This is a genomic window from Polyangium mundeleinium (assembly GCF_028369105.1).
Classification (GTDB): domain Bacteria; phylum Myxococcota_A; class Polyangia; order Polyangiales; family Polyangiaceae; genus Polyangium; species Polyangium mundeleinium.
Genome location: NZ_JAQNDO010000001.1, coordinates 10251134 through 10278025 on the forward strand (window position 1 = coordinate 10251134; position 26892 = coordinate 10278025).

The 26892-nt window shown below is 70.9% G+C and carries 24 protein-coding genes; 17 read left to right on the plus strand and 7 right to left on the minus strand.

Going from position 1 to position 26892, the window contains the following annotated elements:
• Positions 1 to 16 precede the first annotated feature (16 nt).
• Complete coding sequence (locus POL67_RS40480) at positions 17 to 172, minus strand: hypothetical protein (RefSeq protein ID WP_271926257.1); 156 nt, start codon at positions 170 to 172, stop codon at positions 17 to 19.
• A gap of 33 nt (positions 173 to 205) precedes the next feature.
• Positions 206 to 763, minus strand: a complete 558-nt coding sequence (gene frr / locus POL67_RS40485; protein WP_271926259.1) for a ribosome recycling factor — start codon at positions 761 to 763, stop codon at positions 206 to 208.
• A 224-nt stretch (positions 764 to 987) separates the two neighbouring features.
• Here frr and POL67_RS40490 point away from each other — a divergent pair, with 224 nt between their 5' ends.
• The 6 genes from POL67_RS40490 (at position 988) to POL67_RS40515 (ending at position 9982) form a co-directional block, all read left to right on the plus strand.
• Positions 988 to 2439, plus strand: coding sequence for a sigma-54-dependent transcriptional regulator (locus POL67_RS40490; RefSeq protein ID WP_271926260.1), 1452 nt, complete (start codon positions 988 to 990; stop codon positions 2437 to 2439).
• Between the two features lie 165 nt (positions 2440 to 2604).
• Positions 2605 to 3807 (plus strand): hypothetical protein, encoded by a 1203-nt coding sequence (locus POL67_RS40495; RefSeq protein WP_271926262.1) that lies wholly within the window; start codon positions 2605 to 2607, stop codon positions 3805 to 3807.
• A gap of 141 nt (positions 3808 to 3948) precedes the next feature.
• Positions 3949 to 5694 (plus strand): DUF885 domain-containing protein, encoded by a 1746-nt coding sequence (locus POL67_RS40500; protein WP_271926264.1) that lies wholly within the window; start codon positions 3949 to 3951, stop codon positions 5692 to 5694.
• A gap of 16 nt (positions 5695 to 5710) precedes the next feature.
• Entirely contained in the window at positions 5711 to 6694 is a 984-nt protein-coding gene (locus POL67_RS40505; protein WP_271926267.1) for a tetratricopeptide repeat protein, read from the plus strand.
• 260 nt (positions 6695 to 6954) lie between these two features.
• Entirely contained in the window at positions 6955 to 8367 is a 1413-nt protein-coding gene (locus tag POL67_RS40510; protein ID WP_271926269.1) for an inorganic phosphate transporter, read from the plus strand.
• A 61-nt stretch (positions 8368 to 8428) separates the two neighbouring features.
• Complete coding sequence (locus POL67_RS40515; RefSeq protein ID WP_271926271.1) at positions 8429 to 9982, plus strand: ATP-binding protein; 1554 nt, start codon at positions 8429 to 8431, stop codon at positions 9980 to 9982.
• A 306-nt stretch (positions 9983 to 10288) separates the two neighbouring features.
• Here the strand turns inward: POL67_RS40515 and POL67_RS40520 are convergent, their stop codons facing one another.
• From POL67_RS40520 to POL67_RS40530, 3 genes are all read right to left on the minus strand, one after another.
• The gene (locus tag POL67_RS40520; RefSeq protein WP_271926273.1) at positions 10289 to 10615 is read right to left on the minus strand and encodes a hypothetical protein; all 327 of its coding nucleotides are present in this window, start codon (positions 10613 to 10615) and stop codon (positions 10289 to 10291) included.
• Positions 10616 to 10849: 234 nt separating this feature from the next.
• Complete coding sequence (locus POL67_RS40525) at positions 10850 to 12676, minus strand: feruloyl-CoA synthase (RefSeq protein ID WP_271926275.1); 1827 nt, start codon at positions 12674 to 12676, stop codon at positions 10850 to 10852.
• Positions 12677 to 12687: 11 nt separating this feature from the next.
• The gene (locus POL67_RS40530; RefSeq protein ID WP_271926276.1) at positions 12688 to 14382 is read right to left on the minus strand and encodes an acyl-CoA dehydrogenase family protein; all 1695 of its coding nucleotides are present in this window, start codon (positions 14380 to 14382) and stop codon (positions 12688 to 12690) included.
• 63 nt (positions 14383 to 14445) lie between these two features.
• Between POL67_RS40530 and POL67_RS40535 the strand changes: the two genes are divergently transcribed.
• A complete protein-coding gene (locus POL67_RS40535; RefSeq protein ID WP_271926277.1) occupies positions 14446 to 15594 on the plus strand; it encodes a hypothetical protein in 1149 nt (382 codons plus the stop codon).
• A 10-nt stretch (positions 15595 to 15604) separates the two neighbouring features.
• Here the strand turns inward: POL67_RS40535 and POL67_RS40540 are convergent, their stop codons facing one another.
• The gene (locus POL67_RS40540) at positions 15605 to 16075 is read right to left on the minus strand and encodes an NUDIX hydrolase (RefSeq protein WP_271926279.1); all 471 of its coding nucleotides are present in this window, start codon (positions 16073 to 16075) and stop codon (positions 15605 to 15607) included.
• Between the two features lie 129 nt (positions 16076 to 16204).
• Positions 16205 to 16714, minus strand: a complete 510-nt coding sequence (locus POL67_RS40545) for a hypothetical protein (RefSeq protein WP_271926280.1) — start codon at positions 16712 to 16714, stop codon at positions 16205 to 16207.
• Between the two features lie 510 nt (positions 16715 to 17224).
• Here POL67_RS40545 and POL67_RS40550 point away from each other — a divergent pair.
• The 10 genes from POL67_RS40550 (at position 17225) to POL67_RS40595 (ending at position 26867) form a co-directional block, all read left to right on the plus strand.
• Complete coding sequence (locus POL67_RS40550; RefSeq protein ID WP_271926281.1) at positions 17225 to 17683, plus strand: RrF2 family transcriptional regulator; 459 nt, start codon at positions 17225 to 17227, stop codon at positions 17681 to 17683.
• Positions 17684 to 17690: 7 nt separating this feature from the next.
• On the plus strand, positions 17691 to 18656 hold the full coding sequence (gene cysK / locus POL67_RS40555; protein WP_271926282.1) for a cysteine synthase A: 966 nt from the start codon (positions 17691 to 17693) through the stop codon (positions 18654 to 18656).
• Positions 18657 to 18688: 32 nt separating this feature from the next.
• The gene (locus POL67_RS40560) at positions 18689 to 18967 is read left to right on the plus strand and encodes a MoaD/ThiS family protein (protein WP_271926283.1); all 279 of its coding nucleotides are present in this window, start codon (positions 18689 to 18691) and stop codon (positions 18965 to 18967) included.
• 16 nt (positions 18968 to 18983) lie between these two features.
• Positions 18984 to 19919 carry a PLP-dependent cysteine synthase family protein gene (locus POL67_RS40565; protein WP_271926285.1) on the plus strand — a complete coding sequence of 312 codons (936 nt, stop codon included), beginning with the start codon at positions 18984 to 18986 and terminating at the stop codon, positions 19917 to 19919.
• Positions 19913 to 20461, plus strand: coding sequence for a M67 family metallopeptidase (locus POL67_RS40570; RefSeq protein WP_271926287.1), 549 nt, complete (start codon positions 19913 to 19915; stop codon positions 20459 to 20461). The genes POL67_RS40565 and POL67_RS40570 overlap by 7 nt, the downstream gene beginning before the upstream one ends.
• 6 nt (positions 20462 to 20467) lie before the next feature.
• Positions 20468 to 22186 carry an adenylyl-sulfate kinase gene (gene cysC / locus POL67_RS40575; protein ID WP_271926289.1) on the plus strand — a complete coding sequence of 573 codons (1719 nt, stop codon included), beginning with the start codon at positions 20468 to 20470 and terminating at the stop codon, positions 22184 to 22186.
• Between the two features lie 14 nt (positions 22187 to 22200).
• The gene (locus tag POL67_RS40580; RefSeq protein ID WP_271926290.1) at positions 22201 to 23472 is read left to right on the plus strand and encodes a hypothetical protein; all 1272 of its coding nucleotides are present in this window, start codon (positions 22201 to 22203) and stop codon (positions 23470 to 23472) included.
• Positions 23469 to 25154 (plus strand): hypothetical protein, encoded by a 1686-nt coding sequence (locus POL67_RS40585; protein ID WP_271926291.1) that lies wholly within the window; start codon positions 23469 to 23471, stop codon positions 25152 to 25154. The genes POL67_RS40580 and POL67_RS40585 overlap by 4 nt, the downstream gene beginning before the upstream one ends.
• A 63-nt stretch (positions 25155 to 25217) precedes the next feature.
• Positions 25218 to 25721, plus strand: a complete 504-nt coding sequence (locus tag POL67_RS40590) for a hypothetical protein (protein WP_271926292.1) — start codon at positions 25218 to 25220, stop codon at positions 25719 to 25721.
• Between the two features lie 12 nt (positions 25722 to 25733).
• Positions 25734 to 26867, plus strand: a complete 1134-nt coding sequence (locus POL67_RS40595; protein WP_271926294.1) for an alpha-hydroxy acid oxidase — start codon at positions 25734 to 25736, stop codon at positions 26865 to 26867.
• The last annotated feature ends 25 nt before the right edge of the window (positions 26868 to 26892 follow it).

A 26892-nucleotide genomic window follows, 5' to 3' on the forward strand; every position in this document is an offset into this window, starting at 1 on the left:
ATAAACCTCGGCAACCTTAGACCGGGTCAAAACCGACGATTTTCACGGTTTCACGCAGCGTTTCCGCTGTCAAGCCGTCTTCCTCGCTCGGGGCAAGGAAGCCGCGCCGCGCGAGGCCTTCGGCGCCCTCTGCGCCGTGCGTGAAGCTTGGATCTCGGCTGCCTTGGGCCATGCGTTCCCCCTCCTTTGCCTCCTCCGGAGACCCCTACACCTCCAGGATGTCCTTTTCCTTGTGGGCGATGACGCCGTCGACCTGCTTGATGCCCTCGGCCACCACCTCCTCGATCTTCTTCTTCGCCCGATCGGCGTCGTCGCCGCTGACCTCGCCGTCCTTGTCGAGCGTGTCGACGAGCTCGTTCGCGTCCCTGCGGTGCTTGCGGATCGCGACGCGCGCCTCCTCGCCGTACTTCTTGGTCAGCTTGACCATCTCCTTGCGCCGGTCCTCGGTGAGGGCCGGGATCGGGATGCGGATGAGGTCGGCGTCGACCTGAGGGTTCAGGTTCAGGTCGCTCTCGCGGATGGCCTTGTCCACGGCCTTCACCTGGTTCTTCTCCCAGGGCTTGATCGTGATGAGGCGAGGCTCGGGCACGCTCACCGTGGCCATCTGTTGGATGGGCGTGGGCACGCCGTAGTAGTCGACGCGGACGCCATCGAGCATCCCGGCGTGGGCGCGGCCCGTGCGCACGCGCGTGAGATCGCGGCGAAGCGCCTCGATGGATTTCTCGATGCCTGTCCGCAAATCATTCAACACGTCTTCCAGCATGCCGGTCTCTCCTCGGTCTCGTGCGGCGGGGGCGAGCTTAGCTCTCTTTTGTGCAGGAGGGGGCAGTTGCGGAGGGGCCCCGCGCACGGAAGCGCGGAAGCAGGGCGGCCCCGACGGTCCGCGCCGGCCAAGGCCAGGCAAGCCGGCGCCCGAAGTTCGCGAGGCAGCCTGCCCCTGCCCGCTGCCCCAGGGCGGTCGCCCGTAGTAGGTGTAGGGGAGGCGCAATGCGTGACCTCGACTGGAAGAGCTTCGACGTCCTGGTCGTGGACGACGAGCAGGACAACCTCGACGCCTTCCGCTTCGCCTTCCGCAAGACGTTCTCGCTCCACTACGCCCTCGGCGGCATGCAAGCGCTGGAGGAGCTCGCGCGGCTCGACGCGGCCCTCATCGTGACCGACCAGCGCATGCCGGGGATGAGCGGGCTCGAGCTCTTGCGGCGCGCAAAGCAGATGCGGCCCGACGCGCTCGGGATCTTGCTGACGGCGTACGCGGATCTCCCCGTGCTCGTCGACGCGCTGAACTCGGGCACGGTCTACCGCTACGTGCAGAAGCCCTGGGACGGCAGCGAGCTCGCCGTCATCCTGCGCCAGGGGATCAGCGTGTTCGCCACGATGCGCGAGAACAAGCGTCTCCGCGATCAGCTCGCGCACTACGCCGGTTACCTCGAACGCGAGCAGCGCGACCCCATCGACTTCGGCGAGCTCATCTGCAACTCCGCCGCGATGAAGGAGGTCTCGGCGCGCATCGGCGAGGTCGCTCCGACCTCGACACACGTGCTCGTCGAGAGCCGGGTCGGCGCCGAGAAGGAGATCGTGGCGCGCGCGATCCACATCGGCTCGCCGCGCGAGGAGCGGCCCTTCGTGAAGGTCACGTGCGCGGCGTTCCGCGGCGAGGCGCTCGAACGGGAGATCTTCGGCTCCAGGCGCGGCGCGTTCGAGGGCGCGACGGCCGATCGCGCGGGCCGCGTCGAGCTCGCGCACGGCGGCACGCTCTACCTCGAAGACCCCGGCCCGCCGACCGCGGCCTTGCAGGCGAGGCTCGCGCGCCTGCTCGCGACGGGTGAGGCCGAGCGCGTCGGCGACGCCGAGCCACGAAGGCTCGACGTGCGCCTCGTCGTCTCCGTCACGCCCGACCTCGACGAGGCGTGGGGCCGCGACGTGCTGCCCGAGCTCACCTCGCGGCTCTCCGTCTTCCCCATCCGCCTGCCGCCGCTCAGCGAGCGCCGCGAGGACATCCGCCCGCTCGCCGAGCACTTCCTCCGCAAGTACACGCGCCGCAACACGCGCGCCGCGCGCGCCCTCTCGAACGACGCGTTCATGAAGCTCGAAGCCTATGGCTTCCCGGGCAACGTGCGCGAGCTCGAGAACGTCGTCGAGCGCGCCGCCATCCTCGCGCGCGGCGACGTCATCCAGCCCGAGCACCTCGCCTTCGTTCCGCCCGTCCCCGCGTGGGAGAAGGCGTCGACGTCGCCTCCCTCGCAGCCCGTGGCGCCGGCCGAGCCCGAGAGCGGCGCGCGACGGCAGAACCTCGACTCGCAGCTCGAGGAGATCGAACGCCGCGAGATGCTCGCCGCGCTCGATCGCTGCGGCGGCAACAAGGCCGAGATGGCTCGCCTGCTCGGCGTGCAACGGACGACGCTCTACTACCGGCTGAAGCGCCTCGGGATCGACGTGTAGTTCGTGGGGAACGGATCCTCCGCGTCGCGGTCGAACGCGGGGAGACGTGCTCGCGCGAGCGCCCGCGAAAAGTTGACGGATCCTCCTCGCCTGCGCGATGATCCCGTGGTTTCCCGGTTATTCCGGAGCGCCGCCTGGGCGCCGCGAAGAGGACGACGAGAGGCGATGGCTTTCTGGAGCACGGCCGATGTGGAGCTCGTTTCGCGCGTCGTCACGGCGAAGACGAAGAACGATCGCCGCGTGCGCGGCAAGCTGACCTTGCACTTCGCCGAGGCGCAGACGCAGGGGAACGCCGACGACGCCGCCGATCGGTGTGCGACGCTCGCCGAGGAGCTCTTCGGCGAGGCCGACGATCACGAGCAGCTCATCGGCGCCGAGGCCGATCTCGCCGCCGCGCTGCGCCTCCGCCTGCCGCCGCGGTTTCCCTCGATCCGCTCGCTCGACCTCGCGGCCCTGCACGTCGTCGGTGATCCGAGCACGTCGGCGGCGCTCCGGCGCGCGTCGACCACCACGATGCGCGCCGTGGCCGGGCCCGTCTCCACGCCGGCGCCGAACACGATGCGCGGCCGCTCGCCCTCGTCGATGCCCCCGAGCGGCGACGCTCCCTCGGCCAGCTTCCGCGTCTCGCAGCTCGCGGGCTCGCCTTCGGGCAGCTTCCGCGCGCCGATCTCGAGCGCGGGGCCGGCGAGTGGTCCCATCTCGACGCCCGGACCTCGCTCCTCGCCGCCCACGCGGCGGGGCACGCTCGGCCGGATGCGCGCGATCATGCCGGGCATGATGCTCGCGCCCGGCGCGCCGCCGGAGGCGATCGGCCAGGCGCTCGCACCCTTCGTGCGGGACTGCGCCGGCCGCATCCTCGTTGGCTTCCTCCGCGGCTACGACCTGCTCGCGCTGCGCGGCCTCGCGCTCGAAGAAGGCTCGGCCGAGATGCTCGCCGCGCTCGTCCCTGTCTCCGACGCGCCGCTCGGCGGCTACGAGGCGAGCCGCACGGCCGAGCTCGCGCGCTGGCAAAATGCCTTCGGCGAGGCCGTCTTCCAGCGTGTGCGCCGCGAGAGCCAGGTCGCGGCCATCTACCTCGCGCACATGGCGCTCGGCCGCCTCGGCGTTCCGCCCAGCGTCGGCTTGCCGATCCTGCAGGAGGCCGCGCCTTCGGCCTTCGGCGGCGAGCGCGGCACGGTCCTGGAGATGGCGCGTTACGTCTCGATCCCCGCGGAGAACTTCGTCCCCGCGCTCTGCCAGCACCTCGTCGATACCGTCGGCCATGGGGACGCGACGCTGCTCGCGGCCGCGCTCGCGCCGCTCGTCACGTCGGTCGAGGAGGACATGGCCATCGCCGCGACCTTCGCCAGGGACGCGTCGGGCGTCTAGCCGTTCCCTCCGCGCTCGCAAAAGGCTAGAGCGTCGATCGTGCTCCCCGCGTCCGCCCGACGTCTCGCTGCGATCGCCGCCATGTCCACAGCCTCCGCCGTTTCCTCCTTGTCGTGCTCTCCCGCCGGCGGAGCGCCGCCCGTGCAAGCCGAAGGCGCCGTCGCTTCAGCGGAGAGCTCGTCCGCGCCCGGCCCTGCCGCTCCTCCGGCCCCGCCCGACACGCCCGATCGCGCGTTCGCCTCGCTCGCCGAGCGCTTCCTCTCGGGCTACCTCGCGCGTGAGCCCGTCGCGGCCACCGAGGCGGGCGAGCACGCGCACGACGCGCGCTGGCCCGATCGCAGCGACGAGGGCGAGGCCGAGGCCCGCCGCTTCTACGTCGGCCTCCTCGACGAGCTCGACCGCATCCCCGCCTCGGCCCTCGACACGCAGGGCCGCGTCGATCACGCGATGCTGGGCAACCAGCTCCGGTACGCGCTCTTCGCGATCGACGAGCTCCGCGAGGCATCCGGGAGCCCGCTCTACTACACGCGCCTCGTCGGCGACGGCCTCGATCCGCTGGTCACGCGGAGCTTCGGCACGCAGACATCGCGCGCGAAAAGCCTCGTCGGCCGCCTCGAAGGCATCCCCGCGATCGTCGCGGTCGCGAAGAAGCGGCTCGGCCGTCCCCCGCGCCTGCACACCGAAACGGCCATCGTGCAGAACCGCGGCCTCGTCTCGCTCTGCCGCGGCGACGTCCTCGCCCCCTATGGAAAACTCCCCGACGCGGCGCTCGTCTCCCAGCTCGCCGCAGCGAGCGAGCGGGCGGCCAAGGCGCTCGAGGACTTCCAGAGCTTCCTCGAAAAGGACCTCCTCCCCCGCAGCGACGGCGAGATCCGCCTCGGCCGCGCGCGCTTCGAGAAGAAGCTCCGGTTCTACCTCGACGACGACGTCGACGTCGACGGGATCGCCAAGGGCGCCCGCGCGCTGCTCGAACGCACACAGGCCGAGATGGTCGAGACCTCGAAGCAGCTCTGGCCGACGCTCTTCCCCAAGCGCAAGCTCCCCACGACGACGACGCAGGTCGATCGCAAGGCGCTCGTGCGCGAGGTCCTCGCCGCGCTCGGCGACGATCACCCGACGAACGAGACGATCGTCTCCGAAGCGCGGGAGCTCGTGCAGAAGGCGACGGCATTCGTCCGCGAGCGCGACATCGTTCGGGTCCCCGACGAGGTCTGTCAGGTCATCGAGATGCCCGAGTACCGGCGCGGCGTATCCGTCGCGTATTGCGACGCCTCGGGCCCGCTGGAGGAGCGCGCCGAGACCTTCTACGCGATCGCGCCCACGCCGAACGACTGGGACGACAAGCGCCGTCTCTCGTTCTACCGCGAGTACAACCGCAGCATGCTCGCCGACCTCACCGTGCACGAGGCGATGCCCGGGCATTTCCTCCAGCTCATGCACAACAACCGCTTCCCCTCGAAGCTCCGGGCCGTGTTCTCGAGTGGCCCCTTCGTCGAGGGCTGGGCCGTCTACAGCGAGTGGGTCATGGCCAAGCACGGCTTCGGCGGCCCCAAGGTGCGCATCCAGCGCGAGAAGATGGTCCTCCGGCTCGCGGTGAACGCGCTGCTCGACCACGGCGTGCACGCCGGCACGATGACCGAGGCCGAGGGGCTCGCGCTCATGACGAACGAGGCGTTCCAGGAGGAGGGTGAGGCCGTGGGCAAGTGGAAACGCGCCCGGCTCACGAGCGCCCAGCTCACGACCTACTATTACGGCTTCACCGAGATGATGAAGCTCCGCGCGGCGAACGAGGGGGCTCCGGGTTTCACGGAGCGAACCTTCCACGACAAGGTGCTGAGCTTCGGCTCGCCGTCGATGCGCCACCTGCGCGACCTCGTCCGGCCGTAGAAAGGAGCGCGAGCGCATGCTGCGTCGCCTCCGCCGCGCCCTGCGAAGACGTGCGTTCGAGCGGAAGCTCGCGGCCTTGCCCGCGTTGCTCGAAGGCGCGCGGATGGCCGAGGCCGAAGCTGCGGCAGCGGACGCGCTCGGGATCGGCGAGGAGGTCTTCGGCGACGAAGCCGCCGAGCTCACGACGCCGCTCTACGTGCTCGCTGCGGCGCGGCTCGCCGCGGGCCGCATGGAGGACGCGCTCGCCGCCTGCACGCGGGCGCTTCGTATCGCCGAGGCGCTCGCCGGCGCGCCCACCGAGCCCCGCCTGCCGAAGCTCTACGAGCTCGCCGCCGCGATCCACGAGCGAGCCGGCCGCCTGGAGGAAACGACCCGCCTCTACCGCCGGCTCCTCGCGGGCTACGAGCGCATGCGCAGCCTCGACGAGGCCGCGATCGCCGACGTCGCGGGCCGGCTCGGCCTGCTCCTCGGCAAGCAAAAACAAGCCGCGGAGGCCGAGCTCCTCCTCTCCCGCGCGCTCACCCTCACCGAACGTGTCTTCGGCGCGCGCTCGCGTCCCGCGGCCGAGGCCCTCTACAACCTCGGCACAGTCCTCGCGGCGGCGGGCCGACGCGACGACGCCGCGCGGTCCTTGCGACGCGCGATCGGCATCCTCACGGAGGGCGACACGCGGACGGACGTGGGGCTCCTCGCGCTCGCGCAGCACAACCTCGCGACACTCGTCGAGGCCGACGGCCGCGCCGACGAGGCCGAGGAGCTCTACCGGCGCGCGCTCGCCGCCCACGCGGGCGCGCCGAACGGCGATCCGCCGGAGATCCGCCCGACGCTCGTCCGGCTCGGAAACCTCCTCGAAGCCAAGGGCCGCGTGGACGATGCGCTTCGCCTCTACGACCGCGCGTTGTCCCTGGCGGAACGTGATCTCGGGCCGGATCACGCCGTCACGCTCGGCATCCGCGCGTTCCGCGAGGCAGCGCAGAAGAGACCCCCGCCGCCCCGTTGACTGCGGATTTTGGTGCTCGCGCTGCTTCTCCCGCCCGAGCCGAACGCACCCTGGGGAACGCAGCCCAGGACACGCGATTGCAATCGTTAACCGAATATCCACCCGTCAGACATCGGTCTGTCACGCCCTTGTGACGGAGCTGTCCCTAGCATGCGGTCGCTCGTTCCACTAAGGAGACGGCGCCCCGCGTCTCCGGCGCGCGATGGCCCTCGGGTCATGGCGCGGATGGGCGGTCGGGGCGCCGAAAGGCTCTCGTGTCCATGGAGGCTCTTTTCGATCCGTCGCTTGGCAACGGGGTGCGCGCACTCCTCGCCCTCTGCCTCTTGATCGCCCTCGGCTTCGAGTTCGTGAACGGCTTTCACGACACCGCCAACGCGGTCGCGACGGTCATCTACACGAACACCCTGAAGCCCCACGTCGCCGTCGTCCTCTCGGGCATCTGCAACTTCGTCGGCGTCTTCATGGGCGGCATCGCGGTCGCCATGGGCATCATGAAGCTCCTGCCCGTCGAGCTGCTCGTTTCGAGCGGCGTGGGCGCGGGCCTCGCGATGGTCCTCGCGCTCCTCCTGGCCGCGATCTCCTGGAATCTAGGCACCTGGTACCTCGGCCTCCCCGCGTCGAGCTCACACACCCTCATCGGCGCGATCCTGGGCGTCGGCATCGCCAACTCGCTCCTGCCCGGCCACAAGTTCGGCGACGGCGTGAGCTGGAGCAAGGCCGCCGACATCGGCATCGCGCTGCTCGTCTCGCCGCTCTTCGGCTTCAGCCTCGCGGCGCTGCTCGTCGTCCTGATCAAGCGCTACACGACGAACAAGACGCTGCTCGAGCCGCCGCCGAAGGATGCGCCGCCGCCGCGCGGCACCCGCGCCCTGCTCGTCTCGACCTGCGCCGCCGTGAGCTTCGCGCACGGCTCGAACGACGGCCAGAAGGGCGTGGGCCTCGTGATGCTCATCCTGATCGGCCTCGTCCCGGCCGGGTTCGCGATCAACATGGACGCGACCCCCACGCAGCTCGAACGCACGCTGCGCGCCGCGGACAACGTCGCGGCCCTCGTCCGCGACCACCACGACCAGCACTCCAAGGCGGAAGCCGAGAAGACGCTCGTGCGCCTCGGCGAGCTCCACCAGGTCCTCGCAGGCCGCAAGACGGCGGCCGAGATCCCGGCGATGGATCGCTTCAAGTTCCGGCAGGACCTCCTGCTCGCGGACAAGTCCATCGGCGACATGCTGAAGGGCGGCCACCTCGGCCTCACGTCCGTCGAGGAGGCGAAGCTCACGGAGGAGCGCAAGGCCTTGCGTGGGCTCACCGAGTACGCGCCGTCCTGGGTGCTCGTGGCGATCGCGCTCTCGCTCGGCATCGGCACGATGTTCGGCTGGAAGCGCATCGTCGTGACGGTCGGCGAGAAGATCGGCAAGAGCCACCTCACGTACGCGCAGGGCGCCTCGGCGGAGATCGTCGCGGCGAGCACGATCGGCGTCTCGGCCTGGCTCGGGCTGCCGGTGAGTACGACACACGTCCTCTCCTCGGGCATCGCCGGCACGATGGTGGCGCAACGCTCGGGCCTGCAGGGCTCGACGGTGCGGAACATCGGCCTCGCCTGGGTGCTCACCCTGCCCGCGTCGATGACGCTCTCCGCGCTGTTTTTCCTGCTCTTCCGCGCGATCTTCAGCTGACGCCTCGCGCGGGCCCGAGGCTTCTCGGCTGGGGCTGCCTTCGATATCCTGCGCCTCGCCCATGCGCACCTTCAGCACCGAGGGTCCCTGCGATCCCGCGCGCCACTACCACCTGCCCGCGGCGCCGCGGCTCGCGGAGGGCCTCGGCCTCGTCGACGAAGGCGCGTATTTCCTGGTGCGAGCGCCGCGGCGCACGGGCAAGACGACCACCTTGCGTGCCCTCGCCGCCGCGCTCCTCTCGTCGGGTCGGTATGCCGCGCTCGTGGTCTCCGCCGAGGTCGGCGAGCCCCTCGGGGACGACCTCGCCCGCGTGGAGGAAGCGCTCCTCGCCTCGCTCCGCCTCTCCGCGGAGCACGATCTGCCGCCCGAGCTGCGCCCGCCGCCGTTCCCCGCCTCGGCGGAAGGGACGCGCATCTGGGCCGCGCTCTCGGCCTGGGCGCTGGTTTGTCCTCGCCCGCTCGTCCTTGTTTTCGACGGCGCGGACACGCTGCACGGCGCCGCGCTCCGGACGGTCCTGCGCCAGCTCGAGATCGGCTTCCCGCGCCGCCCCGCGTCCTTTCCCTGGTCCGTCGTCCTCGCCGGCCAGCACGACCTGCGCCTCGAACCCTTCGCCGCCGGCGACGCGCCCGTTCGTCCGGGCCTCACCGGCCCTTTCGAGATCGCGCTCTCCCCCGAATCCCTTCGATGCTTCACGGAGGACGAGATTCGCGCGCTGTATACACAGCACACCCACGAAACGGACCAGGCCTTCGACGAGGCTGCGATCCGGGCCGCTCGTGAAGCGACGGCGGGCCATCCCTTCCTCGTGCAGGCGCTCGGCCGCGAGCTCGTGACGACCGTCCCGCGCGCCGAATCCATTCACGAAGCGCACGTCCGCGCGGCGGTCCATCACCTCGTCGATCGCCGCACCACCCCGATCGACGCCCTCGCGGCGCGCCTCGCCGAGCCCCGCGTCCGCCGCGTCGTCGAGCCTCTCCTCGCGGGCACGGCGCTCGTGGCGCGGGCCCATGACGACGACATCCGCCATGCGCGCGACCTCGGCCTGCTCGCCGAGGACGACCCTGCGCGTATCGAGGGCGGCATTCACAACGCGCTCGTCCCGCGCCTGCTCGCCTCGGGCGTCGGGCGCGCCGTCGCGGACGACCCCGCGCGGTTTTACAAGACAGACGGCGCCCTCGACGTCGAGGCCCTCCTCCACGCCTTCGCGGTGTTTTACACGACACACGCCCGCCACCTCGTCGCGGACGCCGCGTACCCGGCGGTCGCGCCGGAGCTCGTCTTCCTGGGATATCTCTACCGAATGATCGAGCGCCGCGGCTGGGCGTCGGTCCGCTGGGGCGGCTCGCATGGCCGGATCGACGTGACGCTGCGCGTGCTGCTCGCGAATGGGGACGAGCAACACGAGGCGTTCGTCCTTTCGTCACGGCGCAAAGGAGAGCCGGGCGTGAAGTCACGCGCGGTGGCCTTCCTGGAAGACGTGCTCGACGCGGAGGACCTCGCGCGCGGCACGGTCGTGCTCTTCGATCGCCGGGGCAAGCGGGCCGCGGGGGAACGCGTGAAGCTCAAGGAGACGACGACGGCGAAGGGACGGCCAGCGCGGGTGCTACGGGCGTAGAAGGAAGTTTCGCTCGGCCAAACGCAAATTTCCCCAAACGAAATCTGGCCTCGACACACCATTTGACGAAAGCACGCCTGCGTGGAAGCGTGGCCGGGGTCCGCTACCGTATCGAAGCCGGGACGGCCCCTGTCACCCCCATGGACGAGGAGTTGCTGATGAACACGCAGGAAATCATGGACATGTGGGAGCGCCAGGCCAAGGAGCGAGCGGCTCGAGGCTAGGGAGGCCGAGCGAGGCGTACACTGTACGTCGAGCAAGGCCGACCGACGCATCGAGCCGCGCAGCAGCCTGGGGAACACCCTCTCAGGACTCGGACGGCGTCAGGTCGGCTACGCGGTGGATCGTCCAGCGCTCGGTGCCGTCCACGATCACCTCGGCGAGCTGCTTCTGGTACTCCGCGTGGTACGGCACGGCGGCCATATCGCGCCACGCCGCTTCGAGGTCGTCCACGTTATCGATCTGCACTTCGAGCTCGATCTGCGACTCGGGCCCGCCAATGCTGCCGGAGAGCACGCGGAGCGATCGCCAGCCGACGCGTTGTGCCACGTCGACGTACCACTTCCGCAGCACCCTGAGACACTCGTCCCTGCGACCGAACCGGGCCGTGAACTGCCAACGCGCAACGTACATGATCCGGGCTCCCTTCTGGCACAAGCGTCCGCCTCCCCGCAGGTAGACCGCATGCGCGCGGCGCGCGGGAAGACCGGGGCCGCGGGGCCCCTCCGGCCTCGCATACCCCCGTGAGCCCGGCATCATAATCCCCGCTGCCGGCTCCGGGATCCAAAAACGTCCGGTCCCAAGGTGACACGTCGCGTTACAGCCGGCGTCGAAACGCGTCGACGCCTCCCATAACGTCGCGAATCGTCACCCCATCACGATCACGCCCGGCTCCCCGTCGCGGTAGAGCGCCGCGACCTGGTCCGCGCGTCGCGTGAGGACCGCGCGCTGGTTGATGTACCCCTTGTCCGTGATCTCGCCGGCGTCGATGCTCGGCGGCTCGATCAGAAACATCACGCGCGTGATTCGTGTGCTGCTCCCGGGGTGCGCCTCGTTGTACGCCCCGAGCCCCGCCGTGAGGTGGGAAAGCACCTCCGGACGCTGCACGAGGGAATCGAGCGGCTCGCCTTCGGCCCCCGGGCAGAGCGAACGACACCCGACGAGGCTCGGAAAGACGAGCAGGCCGATCTCGTCCCGATCGTGCCCCGCCACCACCGCGTCCTGGATCACCGGCGCCGCCGCGGCGATGGCCGTGATCCGCACCTGCCCCACGTGCACCCACGTCGCGCTCGTCAGCTTGAAATCCTCGGCCACCCGCCCATCGAACACGACCCCTTTCGCCGGATCGCCCGGATCCGCGAGCTTGCCGGCGTCGCCGATCTTGTAAAACCCTTCCTCGTCGAAGGCCGCGCGCGTGAGATCGTCGCGACCGAAATACCCGGGCGTCACGTTCGGCCCGCGCACGCGCATCTCCAGCTTGCTGCCGTTCGGCACCATCTTGAGCTCGCACCCGGGCGCGGGCAGACCGATCACCCCCGCGCGGTCGATCGGGAAATGCACCGTCGTCACCATCGGCGCCGTCTCCGTCGACCCCCACGCGGACACCATCGTGACGCGCTCGCCCCGCGCCCTCTGGCTCACCTCTTCGAGCCGCTTCCACGTGCTCTGCGGCAGCGCGGCCGCCGCATAAAAGAGCAGGTCGAGCTCCTTGAAGAAATGGTCCCGCAGGCCGGCGTCGTTTTCGAGGTACGGCAGGATCGCATCAAACCCGCGCGGCACGTTGAAATAAAGCGTCGGCTCCACCTCGCGCAGGTTGCGCACCGTCTTCTCGACGTGCTCGGGCATCGGGCGGCCCTCGTCGATGAAAAGCGTGCCGCCGTGGAACAGCACCATGTTGAAATTGTGGTTGCCCCCGAACGTGTGGCTCCAGGGCAGCCAATCCACGACGACCGGCGGCCGCCGGCGCAGGAAAGGCCAGACCTCCACGATCGCCTGCTGGTTCGAGCAGAGCATACGGTGCGTGTTGATCACGCCCTTCGGCTCGCCCGTGGATCCCGAGGTGAACAGGATCTTCGCCACCGTGTCGGGTCCGACCCTTTCCATCGCGCGGCCCGCGCGCTCCCCCGGCAGCTCGCGGCACAGCTCGTCGAACCGTGTCGCCGACGAGGGGCCCTCGGTCACCACAATCTCCGCGCCTCCGAGATCGAGCGCCCCGAACGCCCTGCCAAACCGCCCCTCGTCCCGCGCATACACGAGGCCCGGCTTCACGAGGCCGAGGATGTACCGGAGTTTTTCGAAGTCACGCGAGAGCAGCGCATACGCCGGCGACACCGGGCATACCGGGACCCCCACGACCATCGCCCCGAGCGCGAGCAGCGCGTGGTCGATGCCATTCTCGCTCAGGATCACGACCGGCCGCGCGGCCGAAAGATCCCGCCGCGCGAGCGCCTCACCGATCGAAGCCACGACCGCCGCCGCCTCGGCATACGTCACCCGACGCACGCCCCCGGACGCCTCCCGCTCCGCCAGAAACACCCGATCCGGCGCGTGATCCGCCCAGGCGTAGAGCAGCTCGCCGAGGTGCCGCGGATACGCCGGAAGCGGCCTCGGCGAGCGCAGGATCATGCCTCCGCCCGGGAGGTTCGTCACGACGACCTCCGGCGGCGCGAATTCGAGGCGGGCGGCCTTCTCCATAAAGAACCCCGTCAGAACGCGATATCGTTGGCGAGCGCGGCGGCGAGCGCGCGATCCTCCTCGTCCCGCACGAGGTCCACGCCCCGCGTGAGGAACCGCAGCGCCGCGGCCCGCGGGCGGCCATCCTTCTCGTGCACGAGCGCGTGCGACGCGTGCCCCACGAGCAGCGCCAGCTCGTAGGCGCGGCCGAGCGTCAACGCGAACCGCCGCGCGCCCGCCTCGACCCCGAGCGGATCCTTCTGGAACGTCGTGGCGAGCCACCGCGCCGCGTGCGTCGCCGCGGCCACCGCCGCCTCGCCCGCCTTCCGGAGCGCGTCGTCCGGCGCCGTCGCCACGAGCGACCGAATGTCGGCCAGCAAATCCTCCAGCGGCCCCTCCTTTTGCAAGGCGCGCAGCGTGTCCAGCGAGAGCACGTTCGTCGTCCCCTCCCAGATCGGGAGCACCTGCGCATCCCGATAAAGCCGCGGAATCCCCGTGTCCTCCACGTACCCGGCGCCGCCGAAGCATTCGAGCACCTCGCTCAGCACGGTGACCGCCTGCTTGCCCGTCGTCAGCTTCGCGAGCGGCGTCACGAGCCGCAAAAGGCGCGCCTCCGACTCCGTGATCACGCCCGCCTCCTCGCGCCCGAGCAGCTCGACCGCGCGAAACGCGAGGTGGAACGCGCCCTCGGCCTCGGCCGAAAGATCCGCGAGCGTATCGATGTGCAAAGGCTTGTCCGAGAGCGGCGCGCCGAACTGCACGCGGCGGCGCGCATAATCACGCGCGAGCGCAATCCCGCGCCGCATCCCCGCCGCCGCGCAGACCGCATTCCACGTCCGCGTCACGTTCAGCATCGGCGCGATGTTCCGGATCCCGTCCGCGAGCCCCTTCACCGGCACCGCCAACGCCCCCGCCAGCGTCAGCTCCGCCGTCGGCACCTTCCGCGTCCCGAGCTTGTCCTTCAGCCGATTGACCTCAATCCCGTTCATTCGCCCGTCCGGCCCGAAGACCTCCACGTAAAACAGCGCGAGCCCCCGGCCCCCGGGCGGGTTTCCCTCCGGCCGGCCCAGCGTCAGCGCCATCTGCGACGTCGTCGCCGACGTGAACCATTTCGTCCCGTGGAGCCGGTAGTTCCCCTCCGCATCCTTGCGCGCCTCCGTCTCGGAGAGCCCCACGTCGCTCCCGCCGGTCCGCTCCGTCATCCATTGCCCGCTCGTCCAGGCCTCCGCCGGATTCCGGCTCGTCAGGCGCGCGAAGGCCCTCGCCGCGAAATCCTTCTCGTCGCGCACGTCGCGGTGCGAGAGCAGCGTCTTCGCGGCGCCGTCCGTCATCGCGAGCGGACAGGTATACACGTCCGTCGAGGCATCAAAGAGGTAGACCAGGGCAAACTGGTGCACGCGCGACACCGCGCCGCCCCGCTTCTCATAGGCCGTCGCGACGACGCCTTGTTCGCTCGCGATCCGCGCGGCCCGCTTCCAGAGCGGCGTCACCTCGATCTGATCGATACGGTGCCCCCACGCGTCCCACTGCGTCAGCTTCGGCTCGTTCAGGCGGTCTTCGAGCTGGAGCCGGTAGAGCTCGCCGCCGGCGAGCTCGCCCATCTCGCGCAGGCCGGGCTCGGCCTCGCGGTGGACCTCCGGCGGAAGCACACGCTTCAGGAACGAGCGGAGGACACGGTCGTCGTCGTACTGGTTTCCGATCGAGGGGGGAGCTTGGTAGAACGCCATCGCGCGGGGAGTATACGCAAAATCGGCTTCCCGCGTGACGCAGAATCGACTACGGACGCCGCCATGCACGTCGGCCGGTTCTCCCTCGCACTCGTTCTCTCGATCGCCTCCCTCGCCGCGGGTTGTGGCGCTTCCACGCCTCCGCCCGTCTCCGACGCCACGAAGGCGCCCGCGAAATCCGAGGCCCCCGCGCCCGCGCCCGAAGGCGAAGCGGCGGCCGACACGCCTCCTGCCGAGGAGGGCGAAGGCGACGCCGAGCCCCCGGAGCCGAGCTTCGCGGAGCTGCGCAAGGCCGTGATGGCCTGCACCGCCGACGACCGCGGCTCGCTCGACGACTGCGAAGCCTTCCAGCAATGGAGCGACGCGGAGCAAGCGTTCGAGAATGGCAAGGCGAACCCGGAGCTCCTGAAGATGCTCGGGAGCCAGGATCCCAAGGAGCGACGCGTCGCGGCCGAGAAGCTCAACCAGACGCTGAACGAAGACACCGCCGACGCCGCGCAGGTGGACGCCGTGCTCAACGCGGCCGAGAAGGAGCGCGACGAGAACCTCGTTGATCTGTTCGGGCGGTTCGTCGGCGGCCTCCCCCTCGTCAAGGTGGGCAAAATCGATCGGGCGATCGCGATCGCCAAGGCGCACCCGGTATCGGATTACACGGACGCGTTCTTGCGCACCGTGGGCTTTGGCTCCACGAATCGTGACCCCAAGGTCGTGACCTACGCGATCGAGGCCAGCAAAGACGCGTCCTCCTCCCGGCGCGCGTACGGGCTGAATGCGCTCGGCGACCTCGCCCCGCACTTTCCCGACGAGGCCTGCAAGGCCATCAACGCCCTTCGCGCCGACAAGGACGATTTCGTCAAGAGCCGCGCGTCGGAGAGGATCGCCTCGATCAGCAAGTGCGCGTCCTTCACGGACAAGCTCCTCGACGACCTCTCCACCGTCGACGTGAAGAAAAACGTCAGCTTCGAGATGGGAATCGCGCTGCAAAAGGTCTGCAAGCGGAGCGACCTCACGCCCGCCCAGCGCAAGAAGGGGAGCAAGGCCGCCCGTCGCCTCACGGACGCCACCACCGTCCACGCGAACACGCGGTCGTACGCGATGGAGGCCATCATTGGCTGCGATCCCAAGGACGGCCCGGCCTATGTCGCGAAGTACAAGAACGACAAGGACAAGACCATCGCCGGTCAAGCGGCCGTGCTCACCACTCCCAAATGAGCAATCGCGTTTAACGTCGGGGCGCCCACGCGGCGCCCTCGTACGTGAGCACGGAGAGCGGGTACGAGGGGGCGCCCGCCGCGACCGCATTCAAAATCTCGCGCGCCTCCTCGCCACGCAGGGACAACCCCGCGAGCTCCTCCAGCTTCACCCACCGGGCGCCGAGGGAGTGCTCGTCCGGCTCGCTCTTCGGGGTCGGATCGCCGTCGGGCCTCGCCAGGAAAAACACGCGGCAGCGCGCCGTCCCGCTCGGGTGCGGCGAGTGCTCCACGCGCAGGATGCCCTGGATCGCCGCGCGCACGCCGGCCTCTTCGAGCGTCTCGCGCACCGCGGCGTCGACGATCCGCTCGCCCGGCTCGACACGCCCGCCGGGCAGGTACCACGTTTGTCCGTGCCCGCGCTCGTGCACGAGCAGGTACTCGTCACCGCGCCGCACGACGACCATCGCGAAGAACCAAGTAGGGATGGGCCTGCGGGACACCCGTGCAGGATACTCGGCGCCCGCCGGGAGGGGAAGGCTTCGATGGGCCGGCCAAACGGCCGGCCAAACGGCCGGCCGAAAGGCTGGATGAGGCGGGAGAGAAGCGTGGCAGCTAACAGGGTGCGAACGTTATTGCCTATCGGCCGACGTCGGGGGCGTTACGGGGGTGCTCTCCGCCTTCTTCTTGTTGGCCTTGCGCGTCTTGAGGCCCTTCTTGCCGGTGGCTGAGCGGTACGCGCGGGTCTTGTCGTACTTCGCGAGCAACTCGTCGATCCCCGTGGTACGCGCGCGGCCTTCGAGCAGGTTCGCGATGGCGTGGACCCTGCGTTGCCGGTCGTCGTCGTAATGCGCGCGGCTCTCTTCGAGCAGCTCGACGAGCTTCCGGGCGGCGGGCAGGACCGCGTCGATATCGGCGACGCGCTCATTGTCGACCATGATCGCGTCGATGTCGTCTTGCGTGACGCCGGCCTTGGGCCCGACCGTGGCCTGATTGGCGAGGACCTCCGCCATCACCTCGGGGAATCCGGGGCGCTCGACGAGCAGGCCGCGCATACGACCTTGCGGGAGATCGACGAGAAACGACCCGTGCTTCGAACAATCGAGCACGAGCGTGCCGACAGGGATGGGCAAGATGGGCATGGCATTCTCCGGGATCCCTCTCCAGAACCCTGACACCCGCCAAAAACGCATCGCGCGGGGCCATTGCGATCCTCGAGGGGCGCTGGGGTTCATCGAGCTGCGGAATCGATGCGCGCCTATGGAACACGCACGCGCGTGGATCCATGGAGACAGAATTTTGCTACCTCACCGTTCAGGTCGAGGGGGTCGATCGACCGGGTCGAGGGGGTCGATCGACCGGGTCGAGGCGCTCGACGATCGGGTCGAGGAGGTCGATCGACCGGGTCGAGGCGCTCGACGACCGGGTCGAGGGGGTCGATCGACCGGGTCGAGGGGGTCGATCGACCGGGTCGAGGCGCTCGACGATCGGGTCGAGGAGGTCGATCGACCGGGTCGAGGAGGTCGATCGACCGGGTTGAGGCGCTCGACGATCGGGTCGAGGCGGCGCAACCTTGTACTAAAGAACACACCGAAGCGGTTCGAGTGCCCGGGTTCTTTACTTTTCCGATGCGACAACCTAAATCATGCCCCGTGAAGCTGTCCAACAAAGGCCGCTACGGGGTGCGCGCGTTGTTCGACATCGCCTTCCACAACGACGGCCGCCCCACGCAGATCCGCGAGATCGCCGGACGCGAGATGATCCCCGCGCGCTTCCTGGAGCAGATCTTCCAGGACCTGAAGAAGGCCGGCATCCTCGGCGCCAAGCGAGGGCCGCGCGGCGGCTACCACCTCGCGCGGCCCGCCTCCGAGATCACGCTCGGCGACGTCTTCCGCGCGCTCGAAGGCCCGATCGTCGTCTGCCCCGCCGAGGACGAAGGCCCGCGCGGCGCCGAGCCCTGCGGCCCGGACGCGACCGCGGCGGCCTTCAAGGACCTCGCGGTCGCCATCGAAAAAGCCTTCGACGACATCTCCATCGCCGACGTCGTGCGGCGCGGCGAGGCCCTCGGGCTCCGCCGCGGCGAGAGCGAGCGCGTCGACTTCGTCATCTAGGAGCGTGATGCACGAGCCCGGACAAAAGCCTGCATTGCCCTCGCATCCGCGCGTGGTCGGCTCGGTGCTCGACCTCGTCGGCGACACGCCGCTCTTCGAGATCCGGCGTCTCGACACAGAACATCCACGCGGCCGCGTGTTCGCGAAGGCCGAGCAGCAGAACCCGGGCGGCTCCGTGAAGGACCGCATCTGCCTCGCGATGATCGAGGCCGCCGAAGAGAGCGGCGCGCTCGGGCCGGGCGGCGTCGTCGTCGAGCCGACGAGCGGAAACACGGGGATCGGCCTCGCGCTCGTGTGCGCGGCGAAGGGCTATCGATGCGTGCTCACGATGCCCGCGAGCATGAGCCTCGAACGCAGGCAGCTCCTCGAAGCGTACGGCGCCGAGGTGATCCTGACCGAGGCCGAAGAGCAGATGGAAGGCGCCATCACGAAGGCGCGCGAGATCGTCCGGACGACGAAGGGCGCGTTCATGCCGGGGCAGTTCGAGAACCCCGAGAACCCGCGCATCCACGCCGAGAGCACGGCCCGCGAGATCCTGCAGGCGATGGCGAACGAGCCGATCCACGCGTTCGTCGCGGGCGTCGGCACGGGCGGCACCGTGAGCGGCGTCGGCGAGGTGCTGCGGCGAAAGAACCCGCGGCCCCGGATCATCGCCGTCGAGCCCGAGGCCTGCGCCACGATCTCGCGCGGCGAGCGTGGTCCCACGAAGATCCAGGGCCTCGCGCCGGGGTTCGTCCCCGTGAACTATCGCCCCGAGCACGTCGACGAGGTGCGCACGGTGAGCGAGCAGGCGGCGTACGAGACGAAGGTCGCGCTCGCCCGCAAGGAAGGGCTGCTCGTCGGGATCAGCGCGGGCGCGGCCGTTCGGGTCGCGCTCGACGTCGCGCGCGAGCTCGGCCCCGGCGCCAACGTGGTCACGGTGCTCTGTGACACGGGGGAGCGGTATTTCAGCCTCGACGAGTACTTCAAGTAGCAACGAGTCCCCAAGCACCCACGGAGATCCACATGCCCCTCGTTCGTATCCCCACCCCCCTGCGCACGCTGACCGGAAGCAAAGACGAGGTCGAGGCGACCGGCGCGACCGTCGCCGATCTCATCGAGGACCTCGAAGCGCGCCATCCGGGCATCCGCGCGCGGCTGCTCGATGAGAAGGGCGTCCGCCGCTTCGTGAACATCTTCGTCGGCGACGAGGACATCCGCTTCCTCGACGGCCTGAAGACGGAGCTCAAGGCGACGGATCAGATCTCGATCGTGCCCGCCATCGCGGGCGGCAGCGCTCGCTAGGATGCGCACTTCGCTCGTGCGGTCGCGTCGCCTCGGCTCGGTGGCCGAGGCCGTCGGGAACACGCCGCTCGTCCGCCTCGATCGTGTGGCCCGGGAGGCGCCGAGCGTCGAGGTGTACGCGAAGCTCGAGTTCGCGAACCCCGGCGGCTCGGTGAAGGACCGGGCCGCGCTCCGGATGATGACGAAGGCGATCGAGGAGGGGAAGCTCGGTTCGGGCAAGATCCTCATCGACTCGACGAGCGGCAACACGGGCGTCGCGTACTCGATCTTCGGCGCGGCGCTCGGCGTGCCCGTGCGGCTCGTCATGCCCTCGAACGTGAGCAAGGCGCGCAAGGACATCGCGCGCGCCTTCGGCACGGAGATCATCTTCAGCGACCCGATGGAGGGCTCCGACGGCGCGATCCGGCACGTGCGGGAGATCGTGGAGAAGGATCCGGAGACGTACTTCTATCCGGACCAGTACTCGAACCCGAACAACCCGCTCGCGCACTACCACGGCACGGGCGTGGAGATCCTCGACGCGCTCGGCGATCGCCTGACGCACTTCGTCGCAGGGATCGGCACGAGCGGGACGATCGTGGGCACGTCGCGGCGGCTGAAGGAGCACACGCGCCCGATCCGCTGCGTCGCGGTCGAGCCCACGGAGCCCTTGCACGGGCTCGAAGGGCTCAAGCACCTGCCGAGCTCGCTCGTGCCGGCGATCCACGACGGCAGCGCCTACGACGAGACGTTTCGCGTGACCACGGAGGACGGCTGGGACATGGCCGACCGGCTCGCGCGCGAGGAGGCGCTGCACGTCGGGCATTCGAGCGGGGCGAACGTGTTCGCGGCCGTGGAGATCGCGAAGAAGCTGCACGAGACGCAAGGCGGCGGGTGTGTGGTGGCGATCGTGTGTGACCGTGGCGATCGGTACTTCGCGCCGATGAAATGGGAGAAGCGGTATCTATGGTGACGGACTCTCCGTGGACGCGCGGCCACCTGACGATCACGCGCAGCGCGCTCGCCGTGGTGGAGAAGGACGCGCTTCGCGGCTACGCGGCCGACGAGGAGGCATGCGGGTATCTGCTTGGCCCCGCAGAGAGCCCGCTCCGCTGCGACGAGGCCGTGCCGATGCAGAACGTCGCGAACAAGCTGCACGCGATCGATCCGGAGCAGTACTTCCGCACGGCGCGCACGTTCTTCTCGTTCAACGAGAAGAAGTTCGACGACGCGGTCCGCGCCGCGGCGCGTGAGGGCCGGCCCGTGAAGATCCTCTACCACTCGCACCTCGACGCGGGGGCGTACTTCAGCCCGACAGACGCGGCCGTGATGAGCATGGGCGAGCCGCCCGCGCACGAGGGCGGCGCGATCACGATGGGCCCGGGCCCGGCCTGGCCGCTCGCGTTCCTCGTGACGAGCGTGCGCTCCGGGGTCATCGACGAGCACCGGCTCTTCGTGTGGGACGCGGAGGCGCGGGGCTTCGTGGCCCAAGCGATCACGGTCGTCGAGGAGTAGCGCCTCGTGAGCGGCTTCGTCGTCTGGTTCACGGGCCTCTCCGGCGCGGGCAAGAGCACGCTCGGAGCGATGCTCGCGGCGGAGCTGCGCACGCGCGGGGTGCACGTGGAGGTGCTCGACGGCGACGAGGTGCGGACGCACCTCTCGAAGGGGCTCGGGTTCTCCCGGGAGGATCGCGACACGAACGTGCGGCGCATCGGCTTCGTGGCGAAGCTCGTCGCGCGGAGCGGGGCGTGCGCGATCACCGGCGCGATCAGCCCGTTCCGGGCGATCCGCGACGAGCAGCGCGCGCAGATCGACAGGTTCGTCGAGGTGTATTGCAGCGCGTCGATCGACGCGCTCGCCGAGCGGGATCCGAAGGGGCTCTACCGCAAGGCGCTGGCGGGGGAGATCAAGGGATTCACGGGGATCGACGATCCGTACGAGCCGCCCCTCGCGCCCGAGGTCACGCTGTACACGGACCGCGAGAGCAAGGAGGAGAGCCTCGCGAAGATCGTCGCGCGGCTCGAAGAGCTCGGCCACGTGCCCGCGGCGAAGGGCAGCGCGGTGGGCGGGCACGCGAAGCAACCTTCGACGCTCCTCGCACGGCCGCACGGCGGCGAGCTCGTGAGCCGCGCCGTGGGCCCGGGCCTGCGGGAGACGCTCGCCGAGCGCGCGCGATCGATGCCGGGGATCGACCTCGACGCCGAGGCCGAGGTCGACGTCGATCTGCTCGCGACCGGCGCCCTCTCGCCGCTGAAGGGGTTCTTCGGCGAGAAAGATTTCCTTCGTGTCGCAAGGGAGATGCGACTCGAAAACGGCCTGCCCTGGCCTGTGCCGATCACACTCGCGGTAAGCGAGGAGGTGGCGGGTTCGCTGCGGATCGGCGCGGAAGCGGCGCTGCGGGCGCGGGACGGGCGGATCGTGGCGGTGATCGAGGTGAACGATCTGTACCGCCCAGCGGCCTCGCTCGCGGGGCGCGCGCGCGTCGGGCCGCTCGGCGACGAGGATCCGGATCTCGCGCGGCACGTGGCGCGCGGGCCCGTGCTCGTGGGCGGCGAGGTGCACGTGATCGAGCCGGTCCGGCGCGGCGGGCCTTCGGCGCACGATCCGGCCACGACGCGGGTGATGCTGGCGACGCGTGGCCTCGGGAGCGTCGCGGGCATACGCGCCCGCACGCTGCCGCGGCGGGCCGAGGAGCACCTGGCCCGGGTGGCGCTGGAGGTGACGGGAGGACTGTGGATCCAGGCGGTGGAGGCGCTCGAAGGGGACAAAAGCGGCCTGGAGGCAGCGCGTTTTTCCACGCGCCTGCGTTGCCACGAGGTCCTCGTGGAGCGGTACTTCCCGGCGGAACGGGTGGTCCTGTCGGCGGGGCTGCCGGCGCGGGTCGGCGGGGGGCGGCAAGCGGTGCTCGACGCGATCGTGTGCCAGAACCACGGCTGTTCCCACGCCCTCCTGGTCGGATCGACGTTCGCAGGCGGCGTGAGCGGTGCAGAGCGGGCCTTCCGCGTCTATGCTCCCGGAGAGCTCGGGGTCGTGCCACTTTGCTTCGAGGACGCGTTTCACTCCACCCGGACGAACTCGATGGCGACCTCGCGGAGCGCCCCCGGGGACACGTCCACCTGGATCACGGCCACGGAGGCGGAGATCCTGGCGAGGATCACGCGCGGCGAGGCGCCCCCGCCCGAGGTGCTCAGGCCCGAGGTCGCAGAGGTGCTCGCCGCGGAGCCGCGCTCGCCGTCCTGATCACGGGCGTCCTCGTGCTGCCACGAGGCGCGAGGGCGGACCTCGCGGAGGACGCCGATCGCCTCGCGCAGACCTGGAAAGACCGCGGCGCCGAGATCTCGCGCCTCGCGCCGATCTTCCTCGACCACGGCCGGAACAAGCGCTTCGTGGTGCCGCAAGACAGCGCCGACGAAGAGCTGCCCGGATGCACGATGGTCGTGCTCCTCGGCGCGCCGAGCGCGGACTTCGCCGTGCTCACGGCCTTCGAGGCGGATCTCCCCGCGCTGCCGGCGGGCCTGCTCCCGCACGGCCATCCCGCGCTCGATCCGGAGGACCGCGGCACGAAGAGCTCGCTCGGCGTGGTGTCGCTCGTGCGATGCGGGCCACGCCGCAAGGACCTCGCGTCGCTCGTCGTCTCGATGCGCTCGCCGCGCGGGGCGGTCGAGGTCCTCGTGGCGCGCTCGTCCGCGCCGCTCGGGGATCTACGCGACGCGCTGCCCGAGCGCGCCTTTGGCCTCGTCGCGCCGCGCGGCAATCCTGGAAGGCCCATCGAGCCGGGGCCGCTCGCCGAGCGCACGGTCCGCGCCGAGGAGCGGGCGCGATCCGAGGGCGCAGAGCGGTTCACGCGCGTGCCCATGGTCGCCTCGGCCGAGGGCGCAGGCGAGTACCAGCTCCGCCTCGGCGACGGCTGCCACCGGTTGCAGGTCATGGCCGCCGTGCCGCCGACGTTCCCGCACCGCGCGACCGACGTCGACGCAGAAGCCCGCGACGACGCCGGCCGCATGCTCGCGCGGGATCGCAGCGAGGCCGCAGACGCGCGGCTCGACTTCTGTCTCGGCGAGGCGACACGCGTCACCGTGCCGTTCGCAGGCGCGGCGGGCATGGTGCCGATGATGGTGATCGACGCGGTCTGGCCCATCCCACGCGCGATCCCGAACCACTGGGGCGCGCGCACACGCGCCGGTTTCGCGCTCGCGCTGCGGCGGCGCAACGCGCCCGAGCCCACGGCGGCGCCGGTCTTCGAGTCGCTCGGCGTCGCAGGGCCGACGATGGTGCCGGTCCCGCTGGAGCCGGGGCGGTGTTACCTCGCGGCCCTCGCGGTGGCGCGGGGTGAATCGCGGGGCCTCCGGCTCGCGGCGACGGTCGGCGACAGGTACGTGCGCGACGAGGTGATCGATCGCCCCGAGGGCGCCGTGCTCGCGTTCTGCGCCGAGAGCGAGGCGTCGGCGCGGATCGACATCGAGGCGCGCGGCTCGGGCGTGTGGTGGACGTTCGCGCTCTTCGCGCTCGGAGGGGGCGAACCTTGACGCGGCTGCCCGTGCGGATCGCCTCGCTCATGCTCGGCGCGCTCGTCGCGGGCTGCGGCGGCGGCGCGCCGGCCTCCCCCGCGAAGCCCGCGGCGGCGACCCCTGCGCCTCCCCGCGTGGTCCCGGGGAAGGCAGATGGACGCGCGCTCCTCGCCGCGGACGCCGCGCGCGTGCAGGCCGCGGGCGCGGGCGCGCTCGAGGTCGTCGCCTCGGAGTACCTCTCCGAGGGCGACAAGGTCGGCGCGTTCGTGGAGGTCCCGCTCGACGCATGCGCGCTCGTCATGGCGCGCGGGTCGCCCTCGGTCGTCGACGTGGATCTCTTCGCCTACGAGGACGACGGGACGAGCTTCGCCGTGGACGAGTCGACCGACGCGCGCCCGGCGATCCTCGTCTGCCCGCCGCACCCGAAGCGGCTCTGGCTCGCGACGCGTGTCGTGTCGGGCTCGGGTCTCGTCGGCCTCGGCGTGCAGAGCGTGCCGACGTCGGCCGTGGCCGCGGTGGAGGAGGCCGCCGGCGCGCGAGGTCGATCGGGCGGCGAGACGGGTCGGCTCGAAGCGTGGCCGGGGCTCGAAGCAAAGCTCATCGCGCATCGCGCCTGGCTCGGCGGTCGCTGGGAGGACGTGCGCCGCGCAGCCGTGCCCCTCGCGCCGCGCGCCGCCACGCGTCTCACGGTCGCCATCGAGGCAGGCCGTTGTCTCGACGTCTTCGTCTCCCCGAGCGACGAGGTCGGCTCCCTCGAGGTCGTCGCCGAGGACCCCGCGGGCCGCATCCTCGCGCGTGGCAAGGAGCGCGGGCGCGACCGCGCGATCGTGCTCTGCTCGGCGACGACGAACGAGGTCACGGTCGCCATCCGGCCGCGCGCCTCGACCGGGCTCGCCGCCGTCGTCGCGAGCCGCTCCGCCCCCGGCGCGGGCGCGGCCCTCGACCCCTCCGCGCGCGCCGAGCACGTGACCGAGACGCGCGAGATCGACGCAGCCCGCGCGGCCCTCGCGAAGGACCTCGCCGGCAAGGGCTTCGGCGCCCCGAAGACGCTGCTCGTCGGCTCGGCGAAGCTCGGCAGCCGCGCCGCCGCCGCGTTCGAGTTGCCGGCCGGCTGCGCGCGCATCGACGTCGTCGCGGGCAAGCCGCTCGCCGACGCCGCGGCCTCGCTCTGGAACGATCGCGGCGCGCTGCTCGCCGAGGGCCGGGGCGGCGCGGGCGTGACGCTCTTCGCGTGTGGTCCGAGCGGCCCGGCGCGGATCGACGTCGAGGCCCTCGCGCGCCCGGGGCCCTTCGCCGTCGAGCTGCGCAAGGACGACGCCGCACCCGCCGCACTCGTCGCCCACCCGCTCGCGGCCGCGCGCCTGCTCGCCGTGCTCGACGCCGGGGGCGCGCGCATCTCCGCCGCGGCGGCCTCCTCAGCCCAGGTCGTCGCCCTCGACGCGGGCGCACGCACCACCCTGCCCTTCGACATCCCCGCGCGCGGCTGCGTCGAGGTCACGGCCGCGCTCGATCGAGGCGGCAGCGGCCTCGATCTGCGCCTCGCCGACGCCTCCACCAACGAGAACACCGTCACCCGCGGCCGGTTCGTGCTCAGCGATCGCCTCTGCGCCGGCGACGCGGGGGCCAAGGGCAACGCCGAGCTCCGCCTCCTCGCGGGCAAGGCGGATGCTCTCGTGCTCGTGCGCCCGCTTTCGCCCTAAACACATTTCCCAAAACGCCCGACCCCTCCTCCAGGGCCGTCCCCCGGCGTTATGCTGGGCCCGATGTCCCCCGCACTCCGCTCCCGTCTCCTCGTGGGTTCCCTGCTCGGGCTCGCCGCCTGTGCGGAGATCGAGGCCGCGCCTCCGCCCCTGCATCCGCGCGGGAGCGCCTCGCCCGACGCGACCGTCGCGGCCGCGGAAGCCACGCCGTCCAAGCCCGCGGCCCCTGCGGAGGGCGGCCGACAAGAAGCGCTCGCGCCGCGCGTCGGCATCGAGGGCGTGGCCGACGGCCAGCAGGCGCTCGCCGACGCCATCGTCGCCGCCTCCAAGGCTCCGATGAACGAGTGCCGCGGGAACAGCGGCGGCGGCACGGTCCGCATTCGGGTCGCGGGCAACCACACGTCCGCGTCGTTCGCCGTCGACCCTCGCTCCACGGCGGACGACAAGATGCGCCATTGCGTGCTCGAAGCCCTCTCCACGCTCGACGTCCCCGACACGATCTCGCAATCGAGCCCCTCCTCGCGCCCCTCCTCGGGCTTCTCGTCGATCATCACCGTTCAGTGGTAAAGGCCGCACGGCATGCATTCGAGCGACGACACCGGAAAAACCCCGCTCCACGCCCCGCAGAAGGACGCCTCCTCCGGCCTCTTCACCGTGCGTGATTTCGAGAGGGCCGCGCGCGCGGCGCTCTCGGCCATGGCCTACGATTATTACCGTTCCGGCGCCGACGCCGAGCGCACGCTCCGCGAGAACCTGCGCGCCTATCGCCGCTGGCAGATCCATTCGCGTGTCCTCGTCGACGTCTCGCGCCTCACCCTCGAAACCGAGATCCTCGGCGCGCCCGTCTCGATGCCGATCCTCGTCGCGCCGACGGCCTACCACAAGCTCGCGCATCCCGAGGGCGAGCTCGCGACCGCGCGCGCCGCCGCCCGCGCGGGCACGATCTTCACCGTCTCCACCCTCGCCACGACGTCCCTCGAAGACATCGCGCGCGCCTCGAACGGGCCGCTCTGGTTCCAGCTCTACGTGCACAAGGACCGCGAGCTCACCCGCTCGCTCGTCGAGCGCGCCGAGGCCGCCGGGTATCGCGCCATCGTGCTCACCGTCGACACCCCCGTCCTCGGCCGCCGCCTCCGCGACGTGCGCAACGGGTTCGGCCTCCCGAACGGCCTCGTCATGGCGAACCTCGTGGACGCCAAGGTCGCCGCGGGCGCTTCGGGCTCGGCTCTCCACCGGTACATCGCGTCGCGGCACGACGCCTCGCTCTCCTGGCGTGACGTCGAGTGGCTGCGCGGCATCACCCGCTTGCCTTTGCTCCTCAAAGGAATCGTTCGTCCGGATGATACAATGCTCGCGGTCGACGCGGGCGCCGCGGGGATCATCGTCTCGAACCACGGCGCGCGTCAGCTCGACTCGGCGCCAGCCACGCTCGACGTCCTGCCGCGTGTCGTCGAGGCGGCGGCCGGCCGCGTCCCGGTGCTCGTCGACGGCGGCGTGCGCTGGGGGACGGACGTGCTGAAGGCGCTCGCGCTCGGGGCGAACGCGGTCCTGCTCGGCCGGCCCGTCCTGTGGGGGCTCGCGGCGGCCGGGGAGGCGGGCGTCCTGCGGGTCCTCGACATCCTGCGCGACGAGCTCGCGACGGCCATGGCGCTCGCCGGGTGTCCCTCGCTCGTGTCGATCGACCGCGCCCTCCTGGAACGACGGCCGCGGTAGTCGCTGCTGCTGCCGCTAAGGATCG

Coding starts and splice junctions, on each gene's coding strand:
- POL67_RS40495 (WP_271926262.1), top strand. CDS start 2,605: ATGGCTTTCTGGAGCACGGCCGATGTGGAGCTCGTTTCGCGCGTCGTC.
- POL67_RS40525 (WP_271926275.1), bottom strand. CDS start 12,676: ATGGAGAAGGCCGCCCGCCTCGAATTCGCGCCGCCGGAGGTCGTCGTG.
- POL67_RS40570 (WP_271926287.1), top strand. CDS start 19,913: ATGGTGACGGACTCTCCGTGGACGCGCGGCCACCTGACGATCACGCGC.
- cysK (WP_271926282.1), top strand. CDS start 17,691: ATGCACGAGCCCGGACAAAAGCCTGCATTGCCCTCGCATCCGCGCGTG.
- POL67_RS40535 (WP_271926277.1), top strand. CDS start 14,446: ATGCACGTCGGCCGGTTCTCCCTCGCACTCGTTCTCTCGATCGCCTCC.
- POL67_RS40560 (WP_271926283.1), top strand. CDS start 18,689: ATGCCCCTCGTTCGTATCCCCACCCCCCTGCGCACGCTGACCGGAAGC.
- POL67_RS40545 (WP_271926280.1), bottom strand. CDS start 16,714: ATGCCCATCTTGCCCATCCCTGTCGGCACGCTCGTGCTCGATTGTTCG.
- POL67_RS40595 (WP_271926294.1), top strand. CDS start 25,734: ATGCATTCGAGCGACGACACCGGAAAAACCCCGCTCCACGCCCCGCAG.
- POL67_RS40520 (WP_271926273.1), bottom strand. CDS start 10,615: ATGTACGTTGCGCGTTGGCAGTTCACGGCCCGGTTCGGTCGCAGGGAC.
- frr (WP_271926259.1), bottom strand. CDS start 763: ATGCTGGAAGACGTGTTGAATGATTTGCGGACAGGCATCGAGAAATCC.
- POL67_RS40480 (WP_271926257.1), bottom strand. CDS start 172: ATGGCCCAAGGCAGCCGAGATCCAAGCTTCACGCACGGCGCAGAGGGC.
- POL67_RS40530 (WP_271926276.1), bottom strand. CDS start 14,382: ATGGCGTTCTACCAAGCTCCCCCCTCGATCGGAAACCAGTACGACGAC.
- POL67_RS40510 (WP_271926269.1), top strand. CDS start 6,955: ATGGAGGCTCTTTTCGATCCGTCGCTTGGCAACGGGGTGCGCGCACTC.
- POL67_RS40515 (WP_271926271.1), top strand. CDS start 8,429: ATGCGCACCTTCAGCACCGAGGGTCCCTGCGATCCCGCGCGCCACTAC.
- POL67_RS40590 (WP_271926292.1), top strand. CDS start 25,218: ATGTCCCCCGCACTCCGCTCCCGTCTCCTCGTGGGTTCCCTGCTCGGG.
- POL67_RS40505 (WP_271926267.1), top strand. CDS start 5,711: ATGCTGCGTCGCCTCCGCCGCGCCCTGCGAAGACGTGCGTTCGAGCGG.
- POL67_RS40490 (WP_271926260.1), top strand. CDS start 988: ATGCGTGACCTCGACTGGAAGAGCTTCGACGTCCTGGTCGTGGACGAC.